4 protein-coding genes are annotated in these 21,226 nt (G+C 44.9%); 1 reads left to right on the top strand and 3 read right to left on the bottom strand.

Features of this window, described 5'->3' with window-relative positions; all coding sequences use genetic code 11:
• The first annotated feature begins 260 nt into the window (after positions 1-260).
• Complete coding sequence (locus F6K40_RS02705; RefSeq protein ID WP_293131003.1) at positions 261-551, top strand: RNA-dependent RNA polymerase family protein; 291 nt, start codon at positions 261-263, stop codon at positions 549-551.
• Positions 552-1,278: 727 nt separating this feature from the next.
• On the opposite strand, the gene F6K40_RS02700 is transcribed toward F6K40_RS02705, so the two are convergent.
• From F6K40_RS02700 to F6K40_RS02690, 3 genes are all read right to left on the bottom strand, one after another.
• Complete coding sequence (locus tag F6K40_RS02700) at positions 1,279-2,865, bottom strand: hypothetical protein (protein ID WP_293131000.1); 1,587 nt, start codon at positions 2,863-2,865, stop codon at positions 1,279-1,281.
• Positions 2,866-3,544: 679 nt separating this feature from the next.
• Positions 3,545-5,716, bottom strand: coding sequence for a hypothetical protein (locus F6K40_RS02695; protein ID WP_293130997.1), 2,172 nt, complete (start codon positions 5,714-5,716; stop codon positions 3,545-3,547).
• Positions 5,717-5,923: 207 nt separating this feature from the next.
• Positions 5,924-21,175, bottom strand: a complete 15,252-nt coding sequence (locus F6K40_RS02690) for a Tc toxin subunit A-related protein (protein WP_293130994.1) — start codon at positions 21,173-21,175, stop codon at positions 5,924-5,926.
• Between the last annotated feature and the right edge of the window lie 51 nt (positions 21,176-21,226).

Here is a 21,226-nt window from a genome sequence, read left to right as displayed (position 1 = left end):
TATTCCAATCTTTTCTTTCTCCTGACTCCTGACTCCTGACTCCTGACTCCTAGAGCGATACGATAACTAATTACCCGGATTCTATATTAGACGAAGCTTTTGCCTGGGTTTGTGAGAAACGTGCTCACTACCATTATAATGGTGATATTTGGCATCTCCGGCGGTGGTGGTCTGAAAAAAAACCGGAGCTACAGTACAAATTACGCTCTGGAACCTATCGCTTTAGGGAATTACGGCAAATCAAAGGAAAAGACCAAATTGTGGAATGGTGGTCGTCCCAGGATGCTCTGGTGTTGAAAGCTATTTCCCTGGTTTTGGCAGAACACCTCAAACCACATCTTTCCCGGCGCTGTTTTCACCTCGCAGGGACTGGTGGCCTGAAAGGGGCAGTGCGGGAAGTGTCTCTACATCTGGAGGAGCATACTTTTGTTTTTCGGACTGATGTTAAGAGCTATTATGCAAGTATCAATCATCATCTGCTCATGGATATGCTGAGACAGTATATCCAGGAGGAAGAGGTTCTGGCCTTGCTGTGGGGATATTTAAGGTAGTTAATCATGTGCTGGGGGGGTTAAGGGTGGAAAAACACCCGGATAAGACGTTTATTGGGCGCATTACCCGGGGGTTTGATTTTTTAGGATATTGGTTTTCGCCGGGGAGGGTGGGCGTGGCGAAAAAGACCGTGGAACGGATGCTGGATAAGGTGACTCAGCAATACGCGCAGGGTGCGAAATTGGTTCGCATTGAGTCTTACCTTACCCATTGGTGGCGTTGGGTTAGAAGTGGGATAGATAGGTTGTGGACTACATGGTCCCTTGGGGTTTTGATGAGTGATGTGGTGCGTTGCGGCGCGGCCGTACACACACGCAACCCGGGTAATGAATGACTTCGTAGGTTGCGGGAGCGTCAGGGATACCCAACAAACGGTTAAGCAAAAGCTCCCGATGTACATGGTTTCCAACTTCCACAAAAACAGCACTAGCTGCGTTCGCATATAAAATGAGGAATTTTAGACATGCTTGGTTGGGTGGAGCCTCTTTCATACCAAACCATACCTCGCGTTAGCATATAACATTGGAATATAGGTGTAAAAACCCCAACCCCACAATCCACCACACAGACTGACCCAATGAAAATCAGCATTGCATAAAATCATAATGTGGGGTTACATCCTACACAAAGGCCACAAACCCCGTAGCACTGCAATCCCCTGCCTGTCCCGCCAGGACTCGTCGAAATGCCTATTCTCACCCCCCCGTCCCCCCCTTTAGGTCTCCTCTAAGGGAGCTCCGACCTTACACGAGCCTCGAATCTTCTGATCTGTGCAGGGGTCAGCTTGTGGTACTCAAAGTACTTGATTCCCTCCGCACGGTCCCGAAACGCACGATCGCTCATGATTAGCCGCGCTTGCATATAATCCAATGCCGGCCCAAGTGAGCTCGGGTCTTCCAGGTAAGTATTTAAGTGAGCAACCAAATCAGTGTGGTTCTCATATGTATGACCACCCGGCCCAGCTAAATAAGCTAGCCGCTCTACGATACCTTTGGGGATAAATATTTGGAGTAACGACGCTCCTTTCGTTTTTTCCTTGCCAACCAACCTCACTAGGTTGTTTAACGTGCTTTCCGACACACCAGGTTTGTAGTGCCTAACTTGCTCCTCTAATATCTCCCTTCTGAATTGCGTAATACTGGTATTATTCTTGTAAAACTCAACCGTTGATTCCCCTTTATGAAGTGCGTTCCCTAAAAGTGACATGTTTGTCGACAACACATGGGCTGGTACATCGCTGTCTTCAGCTGTTTTCATCTTCTCTACCCAATATTCCACCTCGCTTCCCTTCTCACGCACGTCCGCTGCGTACTTGCCCGCGCTCGACTCCATAGACTTCGGCTCCCTCAATAACGTGAAGCGCGCATCGTCATTGTCATCCGCGTAGGCATGAGTTTCCACTGCGCCGCTTATTATATCGATCATCCACCTAAGGCTTCGATAATCGCCTCTTTGTGCATGATAAAATACATAGTGATCGCTTCCATATATCTCCTCTCGTCTCATCATTACCTCTAAGAAATTCCCCATATCGTTCACCAGCTCTCTCACTTTGGGTATGTTGCCCATTACGCGGAGATAGGCGGACGTCGGCCCCATACCATCCCACTCCACCTCGAGACCTTGATTTGCAGGATATAATTGCATTGTCCTTTTGATCAGACTTAGTGACTCGGTTTCGCTCAGTGATAGATGATCAAGGGCTTTCCTAACCACGTCTGCGTCCCTAATTTGTAGGACAACCGATTCGATAAATTTCTCCCTCTTCTCCTCCCTCTTTTTGATTATTTCGTTGAGTCTAGCACTAATCCCATCTCTCACCTTTTTATCGATAGCTGACCTTACCGCTTTCCTTCGTTGCAAATCCTCAGTGTTCGAACCATCCGCCGGTGCATTGGTTTTTTCCTCTGTATCAATTTCCAATCGTAGAGGAACAAGCTCTTCCCGAATTAGAGGGACATATCTGACAATAATATCCCTGAGTTCAGCTTCCGTGGTCAATAATGGCCGCCCGCCTGAAACAGAATAAGAACTCAAAACATTTATTACTCTCTCCACAATAAGCTGAGACAGTGGATCACTTTCCACAAGACCCCGGATATCAATACTAATATCCGACGGAGGCAACATCGGATCAGGCTGGGATAATTCCTCCGCTAGGGTTCTTATTGCATTCATCGGGTTGGACGTGTCATTTCTAAGCAGTTCCTCCAGGCGCGACCTTATAGCAATGAGATCAACATTCGGAAAAACTTGACCTTCAAAAACAGGAGAAGTAGCTTTTTCCTCAATAAAACTCGACTTTTCCTCCAAAGAATCCGAAAGTCCGCGATCCCGATGGTCACTAGACTTACGACCGCGATTTGTATTAGGATCACTTCCGCTAATACTGCGTTTTCCCAGGGATCCTCTTCTTTTCTTACCTGGATGACTACTAAAATCTTTCCCACTTCTTTGGCGTGGTTGCATAGCAAATATTCCTATAATAATGTTTACATTGGTCCGGATTATAAAACATACACAATGCAGAACTGCAGCAGCCCTTCATGTATCTCCCTAGCCACATCACTCACCAACTGAGCCGAGCGTCCAAATAAGGGGTGCGCTCTATAAAACTGGATTCTGATATCACCGATGGGATGTCTAACCTCTCAATTATGAGGAACAAAGGGTTGGGGGGCGATCCCCACAACACGAACATCCCGCTCCAAAAACTGTTCCAAGGGTTCCAAGGGGACAAATGCAGCATAAAGCCCTTGCTCCTTTTCCAGGCAACAAGCATCCCATGCTCAAGGGGAGATAGGCTTAGTTGCCATTTGCCATTTATGATGGGATAATGAGCATACGCCCTTTCCCTAGGTCGTATTTAGGACACAGTTTCGATAAAGTTTCCCGTTGTTGATCTCAATTAACTTCAGGCAAACTCAAGCCATTCCTAAACTCTGTACCATTACTAGCCAGACTCACCCACTTGTGGAGAGGGATATGATGATCACATTGTAACTCCACCAGGGCGTTGTGCCGCCCGCTCGGCTCGGCGTAGTGCCAGATCGGCAGTATTTTCCAGAAGAGCAGTACGACGACGTTTGCTTTCATGGTCGTCCACCACATCATCCGGGATATATAACCCCTGATCTTTCTCCTCCTTAGTCGCCTTGCTTTTTCTTGGTAGATAGCTTGTATCTCCCTCCTTTGTAATTACCGCAAACATTTTACGCTTGTTTTTAGCATCATACTCTGGCGCGACATTGCTCATAGCATTAGCCGGACCAAGGGGAGCATTTTGACTAATCGCCTCATCCTCCACATATCGCCCTTCCGAAAACTCCTTGGCACTTGCCTTGCTCTTTTTCGGCCAGTAATGATTACTACCATCATCAGCTTTCACCGCAAACAGATCCCGCTGATTCTCAAAATCATATCTAGGCCGTTTGTTCAACACCTCCCTCACTATCGAATTTTTCTCCGGGATATATTTCCCTGTAAGCAATTCCTGTTCTGTGGCCTCACTTTCTTGGGGCAGATATTCTGTTTTCGACTGACCAAGCCAATTGGTGGTCGTCGTAGCAAACAGTGTTCGTCCTGTACTGAACTCAGTAACCGTCGGACGCTCATACTTTGATGCCTCTTCAATTGTATTCACCGGATCTTTAGGCGCAAACCCCTTCAGATATCGACCCTCTGCCAGCTCTTGAGCAGTGGCCTGATTCTTTTTGGGAAAATATTCAATACTGCCATCCTCCATTTGAGTGGCAAACAATTTGCGATCGCTATTATCCGGGTCAGTTTTGGGAGGTTGAAATAATTCCTCCCCCGCAATAGAAGCTTTCTCTGGGATATATTTCCCAGCATTGAGTTCCTCAAAAGTCGCTTCACTTTGTCGGGGCAGATATTCTATTTTTTTCGTCCTTTTTCCATCATTGTCCAAAACCGCAGTGGCATATACAGTACGTCCCGTGCTTTTCTCAGTCACAGTTGGACGCTTACCATCAAGGTCTGATGGTTCGAGGGTCTGATTCACAGGAGGTAATGGGGCAACTCCCTCCAGATATCGACCTTCCGCCAGTTCTTGTGCGGTGGCCTGGTTTTTCCGGGGAAAATATTCGGTACTACCATCTGCCCCCTGGGTAGCAAACAGATAGCGATCGCTATTATCCGGGTCAGTTTTGGGAGGTTCGTCCAACTCCTCCCCAGCGATGGACGCTTTCTCCGGGATATATTTCCCGGCATTTAACTCGTCAATTGTAGCATCACTTTGGCGAGGAAGATACTCAATCTTAGTCTCTTTTCCATCACTATTTAAGGCTGCCGTGGCAAATAAAGTCCTGCCTGTTGCGACTTCCTTAGTTGTAGGAGGTTTGCCTTGTAATTCCGATGGAGCTTTAAGCTTATTCACAGGGTCTTTGGCCGCAAACCCCTCCAGATATTTACCTTCTGCCAATTCCTTAGCAGTGGCCTGATTCTTTTTCGGATAGTATTGGATACTGCCGTCAGGTGCCTCGGTGGCAAACAGTTTGCGATTGTTATTATCCGGGTCAGTTTGAGGCGGTTGATCCAACTCTTTTCCTACGCTGGGGGTTTTCTCAGGAATATATTTCCCGGCACTTAACTCCAGAGGCGAAGCCTCACTTTGGCGGGGTAGATATTCAACCTCCTCCATACCATAGCTATTTTTTGTTGTAGTCGCGAATAAGGTTCGGCCTGTCTTAGCATCCGTAACAGTAGGACGCTTGAAGTTCGATGCATCTGTGATAGTATTCACCGGATCTTTGCGTACCGCGTCATCCTCCACAAATACCCCGGCCTCAATTTCAGACTCACTGGCATCACGCCGAGCAGGCAGGTACTCGGTTACTCCTCCCTTGGTAACTGGATAGATCATGCGGCCTCTAATAATGTCAATTTTCGGTTTCGGTTCTTTCTCTGCTTTAGCCTTATTGACATCCCGACTGGCATTTTGTCGCCTTAAAGCCGGAGGTTTACTAACCTGGGGGGCAGAAGAATCCCGACTTACCAAAGCATTTGCCCGTTCTCGTCGGCCTTCGACATTGGCATTACCTCCATTCGATAAACTACGTTTCTGGGAGCGATCGCTCGGAGGATTTATACCACGACTCTTGATGGCATTTTGCCTATCTATCTTTTGTTTTTTGGTTAATGGCATAATCTTATCGTCTCACGGAATTCAAAATTCAAAAGTAATATTTTATAGACTGTTTGTAAAAGGAATATTACAGCACTTTTGAGGACGGTGAGGTAAAGTTTTTGTAACACAGGCTTCCAGCCTGTAACAAGCAGGATGCTTGTGTTACAAAACAGCTATCAGCTTTTAGCTATCTTGATAACTGTTCACTGATAACTGATAACTGTCCTACACCTTAGCCTTGTAAACCAAGATCATCTCCGCATTCTTCAAGGTACTACGATCGCCTTTCAAAGCAAATATCCAAGTAGTCCCATTCTGCCCCACACTCAAGGTTTTCGGTTGCAAATAGGTATTATTTGGCACTTGCAGATCGTTGTTAATAGTAAAGATAGCCCCACTGGTACCCCCTTCGTACTCATAGCGCATGAACAACCCAATAATCTTGCTACTCATCATATTAGGGAACATACTCCGGTTGAAATCAATCTCCACTTCATTAGCACCACCAGCAGTGAGCGCCTCCCACTGATCGGGGAAATTGTAAGCCATATCAAAGAAACTGGTAGCATGATAAGGTTTGAGAACTCCTTTAACCTCGTTGGCAAAGCGACTGCCTCCCTGCTTCGCTGTATAACGAAGCTTAATAGTGACATCCAAAAGATCCGCAGGATTGTAAGATCCTTTCTTACCATTGAGTTCCAAGCGCCAGTTTGACACTGCTCCAGTTCCCTCAAAAGGAAGATAACGATCATCCCCAAAATTCAACTCGAACATACCGTTATTTTCCGTGTACTGATCCACATGGGACAGCGCCACCTGTTGATTTGCTCGCCAGTTTGCCCGCACATTCGTGGTAGCTTCATTGGCAGGATCGATCAAGTGTTTCACTGCCTTGATATCCGTATCCATCACCAACTTGTGACTCAGTTGAGTTAGGGTAGCATTAACACTTTGACCTTCCCCAATATCAAAAGCAAGGGAGACAGTTTTAATCTGGCGGTTGTAATGACCTGGGAAATCGTAATCAAATAACTCCTCACTCAAGCGGAAAGTACAGAATCCTTTAGTTTTGAGAGCTAATAAAGCCATCGGATCGGTTTCCAGCAGGGAAATATTCTTGGTAATCTCCAGGGAACGGCTATTCATTTCCATGTAAGCCTTTTCCATGCGGTCAAGATCCAGCTCTAACTGCGCCCCAGACAGCAATCCTTTTTTCATGCTATCCCAGTACATTCCGCCAATATAGTTCACCTCACCCGCCTTAATTCCATGCTCAAAAATAAAGGCTTGTTCCGCTTGCTTGGCATAATCATGGGCAAGTTTATAAGTTTGGTAAAATAGACCCGAAATCTTACCACTCATCCAATTGTAAAGTTCCAAATTAGAGAACTTACTCTTCATAAACTTAGCGATCGCTTCCTTATTTTCGATCTCCTTCTGGTGTACCAGCAACTCCTGTTTTGCCTTAGTGATGCTATGTTTTTGAGCAGCGATCTGATGGTCAATTTGGACGATTTCGCTAGTAGCTATATCCTTTTGGAGTTTCCAGTCTTGCTCAGAACGCTTGTATTGAGCCATCACTCCAGCAATTTCACCACCCAAACTAAGCCCTTCAGCGAGGGATTCAGCAGATCCCCCAAACTCGCTTAACATAGCACCTACATTTCGGCCTCCAGAAGTTACCCCAAAGCTGAAAGGCCCGGCGGTAAATTGCGGTACGAAATAGGACAGACCGCTGATAATCCGGCTTAAAACCACCAACCCGTGAATTCCAGCAGCAGCACCCATCAAGCCGATTTGCGTTTTCTCCTCTGGTAATAGATTCTTACCAATCAAATCTGCATAGTGACTCTGTTGTATTTTTGCACTGTTTTTGGTTTCTTCTAGATTTTTCAGGGAGACTTCTGCTTCCTTAATCTGCTCTTCTTTGATCAGAGTCATCATATCCTGGATGAGCAACTCCTGTTTGTTTTGGAGCAGACTAAGTTCTTCTGCATCCTTCTTCTCCAAGGCAGACAGGAGAGCATCACCCAAGCTTTTCAGCTTGCCCACCAAGTCACGAGCTTTTGCCATCATGGAACTAAAACGGTAATCCGGCACATTAGCTGCACCCATTGCCATTGCAGCAGCTCCAGCAATACTAGCTCCTCCGGCAACTGCACTCACCAATGCCATCGGATCAATTGGTGGCTGGAATAAAGGTAATGGCTGAGCAACACCATCAATATTCAGGCAAGCGCGAATCTTAGCGAGTCGGTCTTCTACCCGCGTCCAATACTCTGTAAACAGTTCGTTTTCCTTGAGGTAGAAGTAGGGGTTTGCAATGGTATCAAACTGAGTTGCAGCAAAGCTGAGACTCTGTTCGTAATCAGCTACACTATTACTAATCGCCGTGTTTTCCAGGTCAATGAGGAAGTCATAATCTTCATGCTGTTCATTATCAGACTCACCGGTGTAGTGGCGTAGGTTGCTATAGGTTGTGGTATTCCCCAGTACCACTCGACCGATATTCTCAGGCTTTTGACCCAATATATCGTAGGCAAGGATATAGAGCATTCGCGCCTCATTGATACTCTCCCTGGTGTACTGACGGAAGAGCATATCTCCCCAGTCCAGGAGATTATCAATATAGTGCATGACGATCGCTTTCCGGTAGGCAATAGGACGCAGCGCTGCAATAGCATGAGGCTCGAAGGGGTCTGCAAAATACACCGCCAGTTGAGCGCTGTAGTTGTTCATCAAACCAAGGCGGTATTCGAGTTTTTTGACTATCTCCAGCACTTCCTGCATTTCACTCTTCCAAGTCACCAGGAGAGCTTTGTCGCTGTCAGTTTTGGCATTAGTAGTATTGAGGTTGCTAATAGCAGTCACTAGGTTCTGGAAAGTATTCCAATTTTCAATATTAGCAAGTTTGAGTCCCTGTGGATTCTTGTTAGTATCCGCTTCGTAAAGAGCCAGGTCAATTTTACCCAGAAAGACATTTTGATAGGGTTGTAAATCTGCTGCCAGGACTCCTAGAGCTATTTTGGCAGTTTGTACAGTTGTCTGTTGATTGTTTACAGGAACTTCCGTCGAAATCACGTCAAAAGCATCCAAGTCATTCCCCAGGGTACTCATAAGGGCATCAGGATCAACGGCGAGGAATGGCAAGAATTTCCAGTAATCGGAAATTTCTGTGGGATCGAAAATGTATTCATACCACTGTTTGGCATATTCAAACTTCTGGTCAGCGTTGAGAGTTTGTGCAATTAGGAAGGGTGCATGGAAAAATACTTCCCAGTAATAAAGACCGTTGGCACTGTTAAAGTCAAGATGACTGTTAGTTGGTTCCGTCGTAAACCTGTTCCGGTTCATCTGGATATTGCCAGGTGTGGAAGCAGCGAAGCTAATGGTGGGGGATTCATTAATCTCCTGGGTCGATATTTTTAACAGTCCATCAATACCATTAACAAACAGTATCTGATTGAGTTGTTCAGCAGTGCTTGACGTGAGGCGAATGACCTCGTACATGGCATCATTAATTTCGTAGGGTTTGGCTACGTTGGCACTGCTCATATCGTAGGAAATATAGGCATCTTTTTGAATCAGATACAGGGTTTCCTTGCCTTGACTATCAATATTTTTGAACGCAGCATCAAGGCCAGAAGCCCGGATCTCTTGGGGAATATTACCCCAACTGCCGGCAATGGAAGATGCGCTACCGAGAGCGATCGCTTGAGTGCTGCTTTCGGCAGCTGCATCCACGCGATAATAATTTGTACCTGAAAATAGGTAGACGTAATTGTTTAATACAAAGGCTGCATCAATATTACCCCCCTCCATAGATTTGGGGTAGCCACTATCAATATAACGAGGAATCGTATCCAGCACACTATTACCAGCGCTACTGGTAAGTGTGTAACGGTAATACTCTGTACTAACAATCAGATACAAGTAACCATTTGATACATAGGCTGCATCCACTTGCTGTGTAGTCTGTAGTTTTGTGAGGGAAAGCACACCCCAAACGTCCACTGTAGTGTGGTATTGATTGGTGTCACTACGGTAGTATTCCTGAGTATTATTGTTAAACAAGTAGGAGACATTATTACTGCTGTCATTTAGTGTGAAAGCAGCATCTATTTGGTTCCATCCTGCTTTTTTAGGGAAACCCTCATTATTTGTGGACAGGGTTTTAGGGTAGCCACTATCAGCTTTACTGGCAAAGTTGCCACTTTCATCCGGAGTAAACCGCAAGTATTGATCGCCTCGGAACAGATACAACGCATTTGCAGTGCCAAGGGTTGCCGTACCCATAAAGGCTGCATCAACTTTATTTTCCTGCCATATAGGGTTGCTCGAAACGGTATTCAGGTAAACTGGTAGACTGAGAACGGCTACATTACCTTTGTTACTATCTGTTCTTAGTTGAGTGAGAATTTCTTTGGGACTCTGACTGTTGTCAAACAGGTGATAAGTAGTCTCATTAGTGATAATAACAATGTAGCTACCATTAGCCGTAGTGAAAGCTCCTGTAACATTAACCCCTGTATCATAGAGGTAGGTGTTAGACCCAATGCCATCGCTACCAAAATCAACCCCTTGGTAGTTGCTCCAGGCTTTTGCTAGATAGTTGTTACCGTTACTGAGTAGCTGACTACCATCACCATAGGTGCTATAAAAGGCTAGGTGGTGCAAAACATTATTGGTGTCGGTATAGCTGAGACCAGAAGTCCAATTTTGGTCGTAAGAGTTTCCATCAAAAGGTCTAGGTGGCGATTGTACACCATCCGCTTTCACATAATTACTATGTCCTACAGCATCCACAATCCACAATCCACCGTCAATCACCATTAGACCTGTCAGGATATTGCCTTGACCAGTCACCTTGGGAGCGGAGTCACCAAAGATATTTTTCAATACCGTTTTAACCTTAGCGTCCTTTTGTTGACTACTGCTGCCGTCAGCGTTGTATACGGTGTATGCGCCATTGCTAATCAGGTGTAGAGTGTTTTGAAACACAGCAGCAATTGATATGGTACTGACTAGCCCTGCACTGTCACTGGGCAGGCCAAAGCTAGCTCGAATTGTGGCAATGCCACCGGTGTCACTACGCAGCACAGTTCCTGAAGTATTGTTAAACCAGAAGCTCACCTTCGAGCCATTGATAGTCGCAGTAAAAGCAGCATCAATATTACTCCAGCTATTGGGTATTCCACCAATCAATTCCGACAAACCTTTAGGTTCTTTCACCAAGAAAGCCAGGGGATCTTGACTATCTCTGTCATATTCATAGATTTGCCCATTTAGCGTTAGATAACTTGCACCATTGGCGACAAAGGCAGAATCAACATTACCGCTGGTTTGCATCTGGCTGGTGTCATCAATTCCCCAACGACTATTAATTGCAGCAGGCCCTGAGATGATATTGCCATCTGCAGAGACAGTGACATAGGTCTTATCCTTTAGGAAGTAGTAAACATTTCCACCTTGAGACACCTGCACCGCAGCCGTAATATTGCTATTGATAGGTATATTTGAGGTTCCACTCAGTGGGTTGAGAGTGGTATTGCTAGGTAATGCGATCGCATCGGGTTTGACCAAAAAACCGCAGCCATTGTGGTTATAAGCGAACCAGGGACCATCCATCGAATTAGCGGTGTAATTCAGCATTACTACATTGTCTTCTTCGATGTTTTCACTACTTGAAAACTCATTTGGGAAAAGCTCTTTGAATAGGACCTGTCCACGGTTTTGAATAGGCTGGGTGCTTGCCTCTTGAGAGTAAAGTTCAGGGGTTAGGTTAAAGGCTTTATAGTAAGGACCGTAGGTGGCTGAGGAGAAAGTTGTACCCAGGTAAAAGCGCACACTAATGTAGATGTTTTCGTACTCATGGTCACCCGATGCCTGCGTCAACTTGGTGGTATTTTCGACAAAAACATCCACATTAGAGATGTATAGAATATTCTTCAGTGCCGCTAGACCGTTAAAGGTAGTTTGCAGAGCCTGGGGTTGCGTCCAGCGCTTGTTCAAATTGTAGAAGGAATAGTAAACCTTCACTTCTTTTTGACTATTCCCTGAAGAACTGACTGTCTGCACACTATCACTATTTTTAGTGGTAGTTATTTGAGCGGAGGACGGATCTTCTGAACTTTCTTCTAAGACTGCCCAAAATACAAATACGCGATTAAAGGCAAACACTGGCTCGACACGGATGGCATCAATTGTGATTTGTAGTTCTTCCCAAGGCTCCCAAACCGCAGCAACGCTATTACCACCCACAAAAGTGCCAAAGCGATAAAAATAGCGCATGGGGTCAGTGCGAGTGCGACCAAAGAGTACCAGTTTTTTATCATTAGTACCGGAGCTATTATCATCATAAACATAGCCCCCAGCTATGGTTAGCTCTGATAGCTCGGTAAAGGTATCAAGGTACTTGAAGTATGCCTCTTCAATATTTATTTTAGTGAGTTCGCCTTGGGAAAGGCTTGCCTCTAGTGCTTCAAAAATATCAGTTTTGCTCTCGCGCAACTCTGGGCGAATATAGTTCTCTGGATACAAAAAGACTTTACGGTTGGCTTCCCAGACGCGGTAATTTTGCAGCCATTCCCACCTTTCCTTGAGAACTGTGCGCATTTCCTGTTGATCGCTGGCATCCAGTTGAATATCCTCCAGGTTCATAAAGTACCGATGGATATAAAGTTGGACGGCAGCGGTTGCTTCTTTAATGCGCGATGTTTCTGCAATGCTATCCATCTGGATATCAATGAGTAGTTTTTGATAGAGTTGTCGGGTGGTAGTAATCTCAACATCATTAGCGATGACATAGGGCACCAAAGCATCCCGTTTGATAGTGTTCACCTCATTGGTAATCTGCTTGACCAAGGTTTCATAATTGTTATTACAGTCCACTGCCACCAGCAAATCGTAAGCACCCGTAGCTGCATTGTTAAGATTTGGCGAACTGCTACCGTAGAGATTGACCCAAACATCTTTGTAGAAGGCGGACACATCTACCCGTAGCCGTTGGGTAGTAGCAAGGATATCGTAGAGGCGCAGTACCAGTTCCAGGTGGAAATCATCTTCAACCACATTCACCGGATCTGCCAGAAAAGCATTGTGCTGTTTAACCCAGCGAACCTCTTCCTTCTCGAAGCTAAAGATGGCAGCAAAGTGCATATAAGGTTCCCGAACCTCACCATTTGCCCCACTAACCAATTCTGTCAGGGTAAGATCGCCTCCAGTAAACCGTTGATTTAGGTCTTTGAAGCGACTAATAGCATGGATATCGCTCAAAAGATAATCAGACCATTCTCCCCAACGATAAGCCAGAACCTGCACCGGCTTCTCCTCATCATGGTCAGTCATATCCAGGTTGTAGGTAACGAAATATTCCCCGGTATGGAAATAGATTTCATCTTCAAATTTGAATACAGTATCAACGCCATCGGTTTGGAGGATGGTAGCATCCAGTTGAGGCCAAATTTCAATGATGTCGCGAGGAAATTCCTCATCTACATAGCGAGGATCGTCATAAGGGTTGAGGGCAAAGAGTTCGGCTGTGTCGCTGTAACGCACAAACTGTAGACCCTTGAAAATCAGTAATCCTCCTTCTTTGTCTACATAAGCTCCATCAATAGTCAGATCGTCTCCACCCATAAAGGTATTGTCGAGATAGCCCCAAACGTCGTTGATATTTCCTAAAGTATTGTTGTCACGAGCAACATGGAGATAAGTCTTCTCATTGAATAGCACCAAACCCAGGTCAGTAGAATAAAACGTTGCGTCAATGCCGTTGCGATAATCTTCAGGCAACTGCAATCCTTCTAAATTTAGATTCAGTATGTCTTTTTCTTCAGCATAGAAACTTTCCCCAAGAATTTTGGGATAACCCTCGTCGATATAGCGGTAATAGTCTCCCTGGTATTCATTCGCTACATCCTGCTTGACAGTATAGCGAATATATTGTTCGCCGGAGAACAGGTAGGTTACATATAAGTATTCCTCTGTTTGTGGATCTTGCGCTTCTACCACAAAAGCACTATCCACATAGCCTCCCTGGGTAAAGTTATTTTCCACTTGACCCAAACCATCAATGTCATAGACGACATATTTGTTTGGGCTACCGGTAAAGAGAGTATTGTCGGTAAAGAAGTATAGACAGCGCCCATTGTCTAGCAAACCCTTGAAGAACGGGGTGGGGTTGTCTGGGTCGTAGTCTGCTTCGAGATCGTCTAAATGCTGTTGAAATTCCTTGGTCATAAAGGCAAAAGCTGGCTCATCCCGTAGATAGGTACCAATTTCCTTGGGATAGCTTTCGTCCACATAACGGTAGTCGCTACCGCTATAGCGCACATAACAATCTCCGGCAAAGAGATAGGTACTGCGATCTGTAGGGTTCACCCAAGCAGCATCTACTCCCTCCTCAAAAATATTCTTTTGCAAACCCCAATAATCTTTGATATCAAAAATTTTCCACTCGTTATCATCGTTGTAAGTCGCATAACGTTCCTGGCTAAAAAGATAGACCTTGCTACCATTACCCACAAACCCAGATTTCAAGGTTTTGAAATCGGTTTTGTTAAAGGGAACGCCGGGATAAAGCAGCTCTAGGAGTTGTGGAGCGCTCCAGTTCTCGGTATTGAGATTAAAGCTGATAAAGTGGCGATCGCTGATAAATATCAGATTATCTTCATGGACAAAAATGGCATCAATATCCCCATTTGCCGGGTCAAAGCCTTCCCGCTTATAGGCAGTAGGAATATCCCACAGACTTTCATCTCCTTGGTCTAATCGACCTGTTTTCTCATAACTATCTTTGGTGTAGTGCAGATAACGGAAGTTACCGTTGGCATCGGGACGCTCAAACAAGTAGGTATCTTCTCTCCAGACATAGGCAAGGGCAACGTTATTGAGACCGCGCCATTTATCACTAATGCGTCGCGGAGGATACGTCACGGTACTATCAGTATAGTTTTCCGTGTCCGTGTTATACTCCACAAACCATTTCCCAGAAAATACATAGGTCACGCCATCCCGACCAACAAAAGCTGCATCAATGGTTTCCTGGTCATAAATCGGATTGCGCGATCGCCCCCAGACATCGGCAATATTAAAGCCTTGTTCTAACTCTACATCGTAGTATTTGTTCCCGGCAAACACATAACTCTTCCCATCGGTGCCATGGAGTACCGCATCAACATCTGTAATTGTTTTTTCATCAGCATTCAGGATATCCTCGGCTCGTTGCACCGTGCGGGGGGTAACTGCTTCCTTAGTTAACGTCCTGTCTTCCAAGTGATTAACTTTGTACCAGGTGTCGATGCTCGTCTCAGAGCGAGAGTCAAATTCGTTGAGCAACAGATAATTGACTCCCCCTTCCTGAGCAACACCTTTCACATTGGTAAAGGTGTTATCGTCATAGTGCTTGTAGTTGTCCTCATCTCCAATTACGACATGGAAGCTATTTCCCTTAAACAAATATACCTGGCGTTGGTCGGCAAAGGCAGCATCAATTCCTTCAGGGAAAGTTGTTTGTAACCCTCGGAAGCGGGGTTCATCTTTGAGACGGCCAAGAGAACGGGGATAACCCTGTTCAACAGCATCGTAGGTATAGTCACCGTCTTCATGGAGATAGCGGAAAAATTGATCTCCAGAAAACAGGTAGGTATGCTCGGCGGTCATGTCCACCAGTTGACCATTTTTGTCCTGTTCTTCCCACCGAGATTCCACTATTAGGGCAGCATCCACCTTACCCGTCCGTTCAATATTGTTCCGCACTTTACCCCAGAACTTACGAATCAAACGGGGATAGCCATAGTCTACCTTGCGCAGTTCAGCATCTGAAAAGCGTAGATATTTGGAGTCATTTGATGTCTCTTCTTTGTAGAACAGATAGGTTTTGCCATCTTTACCCATAAACCCGGCGACGACTTGTTCATTATCCAGACCTGTCACCGTCCGATCCCATTGCTCCGAAAGGACTTTGGGTTCAGACCACCAGCGATTTATGTGTTCATACTCGATATAATATAATTCACCATCAGAACCAGTGTAGAACAGATATACTTTACCTTCTGCCCCATTCATCACTGCGTCAATCTGGAAATTCCCATCCCCATTGGTGACACTATTGGGTAGACTCCAGAAGTCATCGTTCACAGTTGTAGGAAAAACTTCGATTTCATCAACATCTGGTCTGTTTGCCAGCACTGTTTCAATCACACGAGCATTAGGATCTTCTTCATCTACCTCCAGATAATCGTCCTCATCCTTACGCAGGGTAGAATAGCGCACATAAACGTTTTCATCCTCGCCATTCGTACCAAACAGATAGGTTTTATTCCCCAACACAAAGGCACCTGTAACCTCGGTTAGTCCCTCCCAATCTTCTGTGATTTTCCGGGGAAAACCGTCATCCACCTGAGAGTAATCACTCCCGGAGTAGCGCACATATTGTTCCCCTGAGAATAGATAAGTGTAGCCATCTAAACCTACAAAGGCTGCATCAACCTTGCCAAGATGCGCAATATCATTAGCAACCTTGCCCCACATTTCCCTGGTTTCTTGAGCTGCAGAGGTTCTGCGAGTTCCATTGCGGTTAATGGTGATGGTGACATACTCATCATCCCGGAACAAATAAATAGTATCGTCCCAACTACCAAGCGCCGCATTAATGCCAGAAACAAATTCATCAGGCAGGTCAGTAAATTCCTGGTGTATTCCTTTGGGATAACCGTCTTCTGGCTGTAAGTTTGCTAGCTCAATGCTGCCAACATATTTCGCTACTTTATTCTCCAGGAACAAAAAGTAGTTGCCCTGACTAGCTAAGACCGCATCAATGTGGGTGGGATGACCAAAGTTATATTCCCGATGTCCCCACTTTTCGGCTACGGATCGCACCTGACCATTCTCTGAAGAGACATAGCGATCGCCTAAGAAGGCATAGCTATAATTATCTACCCCATCAAACAGAGGACCTAGATCGCGAGAGAAACTCTTAGGAAGTTGAATAGGAAGATTTTCATCGTTCCAGTCTTCAGCGATAGATTTGGGATAACCCCGATCCACCTTGAGGTCAGAAGAAAGGTTAGAACCTACAGAACCTAAATCTGAATACCGCACATATTTATCGTTAGCAAACAAAAACAAGCGCCCTTCTGTATCCACATAAGCAGCATCGATCATCTCTAGATTTTCAAAGTCGTTATCGACCTGACCAAAGTTATTTTGGCGCCTATCCCAACTATCGCTATCCGCATACCGGACATAGTGGAACTCGTCACTAACAATAACCCATGTACCGTGGCGATCGATAAAAGCTGCATCCACTTTGCTGATATTCTCTTCTTCTTCTGCAAACAACTGACGAATGGGGTCTTCCTTCAGGTGCTTCTGCAATTCTTCGTCTTCTTTTTGGCGGTCTATTAAGTCTCGATCATCTTCATTATCTAGGTCGATGTCTTTTTTATCAATTAGGATGTAGTCTTCGGCGAGGTATATCCAATAATAATCATCCTTGAAGATATAGAGCAACTCTTCCGTTTCCAAGAGAGCATCCACACTGGTAATCGGATTGCCATTGCTATCATCAGGCAAAATCATGTCTTCAGGGAATTTATCCACTAGATCCTGATCTTCCAGAGCTAGCTCGATCTCGTTAAGATCCAACTGTTGTTGTTTGATTAACAATGCTAACTGGCGAATCCGTTTCACCGCCTGGGTGTAGTGCATATTCTCAGGCAGTTCATCCAGATGTCCTAAAGCATTAGCATCTTCTAATAACGGTCGCAACCAAGCGAAATGTAAATTGTCTTCGGTCTTAAATATCTCTTTAGACAAGGCTTTGACTGCATCTGCATCAATTCCTAGTACCCCTTGTAACTGTTCGACAATCGCGTTCTGCTGAGACTCACTGTTATCTTTTAACGCTTTGTCAACCGCTTTTACTGTCCCATCAATAGCTTGCGCCACATCGTACAAGATAAAGAAAACTTCTATGCTGTAATCTTCAAAACCAGGGATACTGAAGGTTGCTGCATTTTCTGGTATCAAGAAGAATGGAACTTGCTCGGAGTTCAAGAGACCTCGATCGTCCAGTACGCCAATTGCGGTTAAGTTTTGCTTTAAAGCCTGGATTTCCTCAGCATCAAAGTCTAAAGCTGTTAGCTTCTGTTCCGGGATGCGATATTGGTCAGCATAATTGACGATACCTGCGAGATGATCAAACACGATCGCCGTCTGACTCTCACCAAAGTAGGATCGTAACTTGAAACTGTCGCGGTTGCTCTCCTCTTTAAAAAATGCAATGGCTTCAGGATTCAATTCATGATCATTTAGATACGGTTTCTGGATATCTTCATAAACCCAGTAGGATACTGCTTTGGCTGCAATTTTACCCAATTCTCCGCGATCTATCTGTAACCAAGTCTCTTTGTCAGCAGCAATGGCATCCTTCAATACTTTGCAAATTGCCTCGCGATGGGGATAAAACTTGAGAGCTAGCTCCATCATCTGCGGTGTTTCAGCAACAATGCGCATCTTGTCAATGACAAACATCTGCTTGTCAATGTAGCCGCTCATATGGAGATTATGGATCAAATCTTGGAGCGCTACCGGCTTTAAATCCAGTTTTGCAAACATCTGTTCGCTGATTTTTACCTTGCTAGCTGCAAATTTATCAATTTGTACCTTGAGAAGTTGGTAAACCTGACCCCTTAGCTCTCCAAATCCAGTATATAATTCAAACTCGCTAGCATTGCTCCCATCACCGAGCATTTCTACATCGGTAGCAAAGCCTTCCTCATCAATGTAGCCATTGTAAATCAGAGTATCGTAAAGTTCTCGCACCTCTGCTGCCGAAAGACCGAGTTCCTCAAAATCTGATTTAAACACCTGGATTTCAATGGTGTCGCCTTCCTCAAGTTGGGCAGCTACTTCTTCTTGGTAAACGCGGTGAAAGATATCAAACACAGCCTGCTGAAGATCGCTGAAATCATACTCCAACATGAATTCGTGTAGAGGTGGCAAATCGTTATTCTCCATGTTAGCAAGCAGAATTTTTCCACTGCCATCGATCGCTTGATGATTAACAAGATTCTTGAAAATTTTCTCTTGTAACTTTGTCTCAAGCTGCAAATCAACAAATTCGTAATCGTAAACCTCTAGCAGTTGCTCAATAAAGTCATGGGTAAGTTCCTGAATCTCACGAGCTTTATAGGCCATCAGGAGATGATGACGTTCCTTCGGAGCCATCAGCATACGCTTGTGGAGCATATCCTGCATTTTGTATTTGTATACACCATGCTTTTTCAGCTTTTTATGCTTTTTATACTTTTTATGATGACTCCGCTTACAATTCCATCGAGGTTTGGCTGGTTCCATCTCCCGGTAGCGCTCTTTAATCAGGCTAAAGGCAAAGTGGGAAGCTCGTTCATCGCCGAGGGCTTCAGTGAGGCTATTGGGACCGATCTCTCCCGCCTTAAAGCTTTGCAACAGAGTATTATAAAGGGCAAGATCCTGAGCTTCCTGTGCCTCTTCCGCCTTGTCAGTCATGGGGGCACCATTAGCGATCGCCCACAACATTTCCGCCGAATACCCAAACTCCTTCATCCATTTAGTCAGAGCTATGAGAGATTCAAACAGCCAGAGCTTGTCGCCAATATTAGAGGTGGAGCCAGTAATTACGATAGATGAAGTCTTATCGTTGAAGTATCCTCCAACATTTTTGGTATCTTCAGTGTAGGTTTTAGATCTACCTTGGAAGTTTTCGTCCTCATATAGAGTCACAGTCCAGCCCTTAGGTATTTTCAGCGAACCCATTCTCTTCTCATCGACAGGGCTGAATTCTGAACGGTTGTATTTGCCTGGAAGCATTTTCTGGCTTCTCCCCCGGTACTTAGTACGTTGATAAACGATCGCATGGGAAGTTGTGGTGTCATCAGCACGAGTGCTATAGCCATCCATTAAAATTTCAAAGCACTTTTGGGTAATTGGTGCATTGTACACAAAGTAATTATGGGGATCGTATCGACCGATAAAAGGGTCTTGTTCTAACAAGTCAAAGAGAATGAACAATTCCAAGAAATGCACATCCAAGGCATCAGATAAAGCTCGAATGCGGTACAGAACATTTAGCAATTCCCATTCGTAGCTGCTATCTTCCCACAAACTGCGATCGGCGACCTCTTCAAACTCTAGCCGTTCGGTAATATTAATTAGGTCTGTTTCAGTAAAACCCAAGGCATGACGCAAGCGTTGGCGATACGTATCATTGTCATCGCTGAACAAGTCATCGTAATACTTGATGGGGGTATAAGTTTTATAAGTGGTTTCTTTATACTGTTCTGGAACTTCCCCCGTTTTACCCTCAATGTGAAAATATTTTTCATCAATAGATACGCAGGGCAAGTTAAAAATTCGGTTGAATTTATCCTGGGGGAGATCGTTGTTTGTTCGCCCTATATAGGATATCTGGCTCAGGATCGCCACAACGGTATCGATGGGCTTTTCTAGGGTTTTGTGGATATAAACAACCTGGGCAATATAGACCAAGGTCTCCTGACTCAGGGTGGGTGTACCCCTCCCATCCTGACAGCAATGGCGCAGAATACCATCTAATTCGGTAAAGCTCAAACCTGTTTTCTGGGCTAGTCGCACAAAGCGACTGGTGCGGTCAAACCAAGCAATAGGTACATCACTGGGGGTGCCACTGCCGATGCTGTACCATTCCAACTTAGTCTCGTCGGTACTGAGCGCAACGTAGCCTTCCCCTGCTGTCGTGCCAGTGTTAATGTAGAAAGTCTCACGACCCGCTTCAACAATAGAATGGTTAGACGGCTCAATGTAGAGATTTTGGTACAGTAGTTCCAGCATCTCCTGGGCTTCTAAATCTGTGCTCTCCATAAAGGTAGAGACTGTAGACAGATTGACGATCGAACTACTATCTGTATAGCCGTAGTATGGGGCGACTGATTCTTCTGTAACTGTAGTTGTTGGTTCTAAAAGTGCAGTCCACTCTGTCTCTGACAATCCCAAATATTCCCGTGCCACAGTAGTGTAATCTGTATCGGTAGCAAAGAGGCGACGTAACTCATGGGCAGAAATTCCCAAATGATGCAGATGGTTCTTAACTTTTTCGTTTTCTAAGGAAAACGGCATATTGAAGGGGTATGTCGCATTTTCCAGCTCTGTATAGACATCATCAGTGGTAGCAGTTTCATCCAGATTTATTAGGACTCGTCCTTCCAGTATTTCGTTAACAATATCAAGATAGGGAATCAGAGTAGTCGTATTTTCTGCGTCGAGATCGATGTTGTAGATATCATCTCGGCGAGCTTGAAAGTCGATAGTGCTGGAGTCAAACTCATCATCCAATAGTTGTAGTAAGTCAACTAAATAAGCTGCTGGAGAATAAACTGAGCGGAATTCGTCACCTTTTTTGAAGTCGATGTTGCCGAACAAATCTGCATAATTGGGGATATTGGTTAGCATTCCCATGTTGGTTACGTCCTACTAAATTTTTTCAGTTAAATTATGGATCTAGGGGTG

Source organism: Okeania sp. SIO3I5, assembly GCF_010672085.1.
Classification (GTDB): Bacteria; Cyanobacteriota; Cyanobacteriia; order Cyanobacteriales; family Microcoleaceae; genus Trichodesmium.
This window is presented reverse-complemented; position numbering and strand designations above follow the sequence as displayed.

Excerpts from the sequence above, each read along its gene's own strand:
- F6K40_RS02695 (WP_293130997.1), bottom strand. The coding sequence starts at position 5,716 with ATGCCATTAACCAAAAAACAAAAGATAGATAGGCAAAATGCCATCAAG.
- F6K40_RS02690 (WP_293130994.1), bottom strand. The coding sequence starts at position 21,175 with ATGGGAATGCTAACCAATATCCCCAATTATGCAGATTTGTTCGGCAAC.